At 33.9% G+C, this 5,689-nt stretch carries 6 protein-coding genes; all 6 read left to right on the top strand.

The features are described 5' to 3' along the window. The coding region (locus I6E24_RS15125; RefSeq protein ID WP_235329414.1) for a hypothetical protein at positions 1-681 on the top strand (681 nt) is incomplete at its 5' end. A gap of 17 nt (positions 682-698) precedes the next feature. Beyond that, the gene (locus I6E24_RS15120; protein WP_235329412.1) at positions 699-2,960 is read left to right on the top strand and encodes an AAA family ATPase; all 2,262 of its coding nucleotides are present in this window, start codon (positions 699-701) and stop codon (positions 2,958-2,960) included. Positions 2,961-2,973: 13 nt separating this feature from the next. Next, entirely contained in the window at positions 2,974-3,420 is a 447-nt protein-coding gene (locus tag I6E24_RS15115; protein ID WP_235329410.1) for a hypothetical protein, read from the top strand. A 35-nt stretch (positions 3,421-3,455) separates the two neighbouring features. Then, complete coding sequence (locus I6E24_RS15110) at positions 3,456-4,862, top strand: DUF5458 family protein (RefSeq protein WP_235329408.1); 1,407 nt, start codon at positions 3,456-3,458, stop codon at positions 4,860-4,862. 30 nt (positions 4,863-4,892) lie between these two features. Beyond that, the gene (gene tssD, locus I6E24_RS15105; RefSeq protein ID WP_087248497.1) at positions 4,893-5,303 is read left to right on the top strand and encodes a type VI secretion system tube protein TssD; all 411 of its coding nucleotides are present in this window, start codon (positions 4,893-4,895) and stop codon (positions 5,301-5,303) included. 66 nt (positions 5,304-5,369) lie between these two features. Then, positions 5,370-5,689 (top strand): type VI secretion system tube protein TssD (gene tssD / locus I6E24_RS15100; RefSeq protein WP_235329407.1); only part of this gene is annotated, 320 nt, incomplete at its 3' end.

The raw sequence follows: 5,689 nt of genomic DNA, 5'->3' as shown, positions 1-5,689 counted from the left end.
GGAGAAATATTATCATTCAAATTCACCCAGATAAAAAAAATCATAACAAAAAAATTAAATGACCGTTTTGATTTGTGGTCACAAATACAATTATTGGATAAAATACAATTAAAAAAAGACAATTCTTTTTTGGAGGGATTTATTTCATCAAGAACATTGAGTAGAGAACTTGTAATAGAGTTTGAAGATGGAAGTAATCGTATAATATCGATGAATGATATTCTTTCTTATTCAAAGATACCAAATACCAAATATATTGCTGCATACGATAAGGCCCTAAAAGAAGGTGAGATTCTATTAAACGGTAAGGCTGCTTATTTTGCAAAACTTGAAGTGAATAATCAATTTTTAATATTGGGTGATATTGTTTCTGCACAACTTCCTGTTGGAGAATCTGTTGTTATTGAAGCAAATTTAGTCAACAATGATTCTTCTATTGTATTGGTAAAAGCTCATGATGAAAGTATAACCAAACAAATAGGCAAAAAAAATGTAACATTGTTGGCACCAGTAATCACTTATCAGGACTTATTTCAATCTAACTTACCTTTTAAGCGAGAAGAAACTCCTTTAGGTAATATCAGAATATCCTTTAAGTTAGAAGAAGAAGGTGACTATGTCCTTTATATTCAAGGAATTGAAGGATATATAATCATCAACGTAATAAATAAGCAACAATAGATTAAAACGTTTTGAATATGATGGACAAGTTAGATGGCTATAATGAAGGAGCAATAGAGGTATTCCAAATAGCAGAAGCATATTCTAAAGAAAACATGAATGCGGCTATTGAACCAGCCCATGTGCTAAAAGCTTTACTTCATAAAGATGTTGGCTTGATTGCTTTTATCGAAAAAGCTCTGAATGCTGATTACTACTACATTCTTGACTGGGCAGACATGAGAATTAGAATGTTAAAAAAAGACACCGACTCGTCTCATGCAAAAAGTTTTTCTGCTACTACCAAGGCTGTTATAAATGAAGCAGACAGCATTCGTATCTCTACAAAAAAAGATAAGATAGATCCAATATCATTGCTTATAGCGATAGTTACTCCTGGGGTTGGTTTTTCGTTTGAACAACTTAAAACGTTGCCACTTCAAAAAGATGATATTATGGTTGCAATTGGTGGTTTAAATACAACTACTATCACATCATCTTCAAATAAAGCAAATTCTTTTAAAAAAAGCATTGGTAAAAAAAGTATTGAATCTTATTGCATTTTAAAGAACCAGGAACAAGAATGTGGGAAAATACCTCAAATCGTTGGTTTCGAAAAAGAACTCGGTGAGATTTATGGTATTTTATGTAGAAAAACAAAAGCAAATATATTGATTACGGGTGAATCAGGTGTTGGTAAAACCTCTTTAGTCAATGCTTTTGTACAATCTGTTGCAAATGGTAAAACGCCATCTTATTTGTCGAATGCTCAAATTTATGAACTTGATACAATAGCTTTGTCCATTGGAGTTTCATACAAAAATGAAATTGAAGGACGATTAAAAAAAGTTCTTGATGAACTTATTAATATGGATAATGCCATACTTGTAATTGAATCGTTTAGTAAATTAATGGACAAACAAGGCACATTGAATGGTGCAATTAATGTGTTTAAATCATCATTAAATCAAGGTCTATTATGTATATGCACATCATCTATTGAAGGTTACACAAAAAACATCGAAACTGATAAGGAGATTACAAGTAAATTTGAGCGTATAATCATCGATGAACCTTCGATAGAAAAAACCACCAGCATTCTTAAAACGGTAATTAAGTCATTTGAAAACTTTCATGAATTAAAAACTTCTGATGACTTTATTATTAACTCAATACGTTTAGCAAAAAGATATTTTAGCGAAAAACATCTTCCTGATTCCGCTATTGATTTGATAGATCGCACAATGGCTCTGGTTAAAATTAAAAATGATTCAAATAAAGAGGAGAAGCGCGATGTAGTTCAGGTTGGAGATCTCATGGAGGTAGTTTCACAAAAAACAGGCATTCCATTAGGAGATGTTCAAGCTGCAGAACGCGAACGTCTGGTAAATGCAGAGGAAATTTTGAAGAGACGTGTAGTAGGTCAAGACCATGCTATTAAAGCTGTATTGGATTCAATATACGAATCACGTTCTGGCTTGAATAAAAAGGGCCAGCCTATAGGAAGTTTCTTTTTCCTAGGACCAACCGGAACAGGTAAGACAGAATTAGCCAAAGCTCTTGCAGAATTCTTATTTCAAGACGACACGGCTATTCTTAGATTTGACATGTCTGAATATAAAGAAGAACATTCTGTAGCATTGCTTTATGGAGCCCCTCCTGGATATGTAGGTTATGAAGAAGGTGGTTTGCTTGTAAATCAAATTCGCAAAAAACCTTATTCCATTGTACTTTTTGATGAGATTGAGAAAGCTCATCGCTCTGTATTTGATTTATTTCTTCAAATACTAGACGAAGGAAAACTTCATGATAGATTAGGACGCGTGGGAGACTTCTCAAATTCACTCATAATATTCACTTCAAATATAGGGAGTCAATATGTATTTGAACAATTTGAACACAATCGAATACCTACTCATAATGATATGTTGGAAGTGATGCAAGGCTATTTTAGGCCGGAATTCCTAGCACGACTTACTGAGATAGTGCCATTTGCTCCGATAAATGAGAAGATAGTTACTATGATCTTCAATATTCATTTAAAAGGGTTGCTTAAAACATTAAACGAGCAAAATATAACTCTCACTGTTGATGATAAGGCGATTCACAAAATAGCAATGGATGGGTTTAATGCGCAATATGGAGCTCGTCCTATACTTGGAATTTTAAGAAAAGACATTCGTCGTCCTTTATCTAAAATGATAATATCAGGTGAACTTGTAGAAGGTGATGATATAACTCTTACCTTAAATGAAAGTAATGAATTAAAGTGGAATATATCTCATTCAGAAAACAACTAAAATAATAATTAATATGGCAACAAAAACTGTAATTTCTAAAGTCCTCGATGCAGAGGCCGTAGATGGGATTATTGAGTTCCCTCAAAATAAAACTCTCTATGTAGACCAATTTACAGACATGGCTCCAGTTAAACCAGGCGATGTTTTCCAACCGGAAACAATGGAAGATGTTTTTAACTTTTATAAGCCTGAAAAAAAGAATGTTCAGATGTTAGATTTGGAAGGAAAACCTGTAAAAGAAAACTTCAAATTTAATGCAATTAAAGATTTTGACGATAAGGAACTTATTAAACAGAGTCCTTACTTGGCACAACAGAAATCTGCTGTTGATTCCTATAAAACAATAGAGCAACAACTTATTAAAAACAAAATACTTCGTCGTGCATATGAAAATGAAGAAAGCAGAAAGCATCTGATAGTTGCATTACAAGCTTTACTTGCAGAGTTGGAAAAAAATTAAATTTTATATTAGAAACAATATATTCAGATACAAATATGTCAGAAGAATTGAAACCACAGCTTCAAGCCACTAATTCTGTATTAGATACAAAAAGTGCTTATCTGGATGAGATAAAGAAAATCGAGAATCCGGCAGAACGTCTTAAAGAAAGTCTCGAAAAATTAGAAGATTTTGGAGATTTTGATCTTTTGGAAACTATGGCAGAAGGATTGGAGAATATGAATCCTGATAATAGGGCAGCTAAAAGAATATTTTTACAAGATAGTGAATTTGCGGAACAGCGTAAACATCTAAAAACAGATTTGCTCATGTGGCTGAATATTCTTGATAGTGATGCAAAGACAGCAACTGAAGCAGTTGATAAATGTCAGGAGTCGGCTAATGCTGCAGAAAAGAATCTGCTTCAAAACTTAGGCCTTGTTCACGAACAAACACAGAAATTGGAAATTGCCTATCGCTCACTCGGTGAGTTTTTTGCCAATTCAGGTCAATCGAAATTAAAATGTCTTAACTTGATAAATGTAGACAAGGAAGATTTGGGCGATCCCGATGGAAAGGTATTTGCAAAAGTACGTGATGAGCTCAAAAGTAGCTTTGACCGTCTTTCACTAAAAGATAATTATTCACTGCTTGTAAGTCCAGGCTATCTTGGAAGTAAGCAAATAGTAAATATGTGGGGGCAAATGGCTTATCGAAATAAAGTCATGCTGGTGACAGATTATGCAGATTCCCCTACCCTTAAATTGTTGAATAAGGGATTAGACAAAGCTAACCTAAGTGACACAGATGCATATTTGGCAAATGTAATCATGGCTTGTAACTATATTTTAGGCCGTAAAAAATCTGATGAATCAAATGAAGATGAAGAAGATCTATATCTTCCACCTTCTGCTGCTATCGCTGGTCGTATGAGTAATACTGAAGAGACTCCTATATCTCAAGGAATTGCTGGAAAGAAATATGGTACGATAGATATGGCAAAAGGAACCCGACTGGATTTATTAAAATCTGAATTGACTGCATTGATTGACAAAGGTGTTGTACCAATGACATTTGAAGAAAACAGAGTAATGGCATTCTCTAATCGTTCACTGTACAATGGTGCAACAATTGGACTACAGGAATATCCGATTGTTCGTGTATTCGATTGGATAGGCAAAGTATTTTCTCATTTTTTCAATTATGAAGCTTTCAAAAATTGGAATGGTAAACTTGCACAGGAAATCCGTGAACAGGTAATTGATTTTCTTGAAGATTACAAGGGACCAGGCAAACTGATTGAAGGATATTCAAACCCCAAAATAGTCCGTAATGAAAAGACTAAAGATATTGAAATTGAAATAGAACTTAAACCATTCTTTGCAGCCAAAAATTTCTATATCAAGCTAACAGGCCACAATGGAGATAATGGTGTTACGGAATGGACAAATGAAATCAAATAAATTACTTATTAATTAAAAATCAGTAAAATTATGGCAGCTCCAAGAACAGCTCAACTTAAAGTTGACGGATGTGAAGATCGTGAAGTGACTTATGTACAGTATCAGTTCAATCAACAGATTGACGTAGAAGGTCAGCCTACTGGCACGACTCGCGGCGGTGTAATCAACCTAAAAGTAAAATCAACAGATGCAGGTAATACCGATTTGTTGGAATGGACATGTGATTCTTATGGCTCTAAAAATGGTACAATCACATGGCCAAATAAACTTGGTGGTATTATGAAGACTCTTTCGTTCATTGACGCATATTGTGTTAGCTATGAAGAGGTTTATGATGATACTAATACAGATCGTATGTATGAGAGTATTACCATTACTTGCCGACAGTTAACCGTAACAGGTAAGGGAAGTGTTGAATACGATAACCATTGGGCACTTTAATTCAATAACTTATGAGGATGTATCTAATATAAATTGATACATCCTCATTACTAACAATTCTGTTTTATGGCATTTAAAGCAACTCTAATCATGGATCAGCAGAAATCTACAGCTGCTGAAGTTGAGTCATATGGAGGTAAAAAATATGAATTGATAGAATGTGAATATGAATTCTATCAATCATTAGACGAAAGCGGAAAGCCATCATCAAGACCTCAGAGCGGACTTATAAAGTTCGTTATGCCAGCACAAGGTGATGATGATTTGTTTTTTTACAATTGGATGTTTAATAGAGCAGAGACTCACAATGGAACTATTGAAATGCTTCTTTCTACAGATGATAATCAGAAGAAGTATTTGCATTTATATTTTGAAGATGCCTATTT

The sequence above is a fragment of the Bacteroides caecigallinarum genome, assembly GCF_021530995.1.
GTDB classification, from domain to species: Bacteria; Bacteroidota; Bacteroidia; order Bacteroidales; family Bacteroidaceae; genus Phocaeicola; species Phocaeicola faecigallinarum.
The sequence above is the reverse complement of the archived record's forward strand: the minus strand, read 5'-3'. Positions and strand labels throughout refer to the sequence as shown.